The following is a 524-nucleotide window of genomic DNA, read 5'->3' on the forward strand; positions in this document are numbered from 1 at the left end:
ACGCCCAGCTGACCTCTTTCGGCCCCCTCAGTTTGCCGCTGGTCAGTGCGGGTTCCGTCCTCGAAGTTGTTCAACTGCTTCGGTTCTTGCCCCTGATATCGACCGCGCTGAGCACCGAGTTCCAGCACGGAGACTCTGGACTGACGATCGCTCTGGCCGGGCGCACAGATAGCCCCGGCACCGATTGTCTCGCCGTCACCTACGGTGGTCTGGCTGTCCTGCGGTTGGTGGACATGCTCGCCGGTGCCGTCCCCTCCGTGGAGCTTCATCTGACATGCCAGGCGCCGGCAGACCTGATCGTCGTGGGTGAGATCGGCCATCGGATCCTTTTCGACGCGCGCGCGGCGTTCGTGCATATACCGGCTGCCGTGCTCTACGACGTGTGCCGCTTCTCCGACCCCGTGGCCTACCGGATCGGTATCGCCGAGCTTCGACGCGTCTACGAACAGCGCAGGCCCAATTCCTACACGCAGCTGGTCCGCGCACAGTTCGATGCTGACCCTGCGCGCGCTGACGGCGCTCGT

At 64.7% G+C, this 524-nt stretch carries 1 protein-coding gene; it reads left to right on the top strand.

Going from position 1 to position 524, the window contains the following annotated elements; translation table 11 throughout:
- Positions 1-524: AraC family transcriptional regulator ligand-binding domain-containing protein (locus FK268_RS23870; RefSeq protein WP_146437913.1), on the top strand; the 524-nt coding region annotated here is incomplete at both ends.

It is taken from the genome of Tsukamurella sputi, assembly GCF_007858445.1.
GTDB lineage: Bacteria > Actinomycetota > Actinomycetes > Mycobacteriales > Mycobacteriaceae > Tsukamurella > Tsukamurella sputi.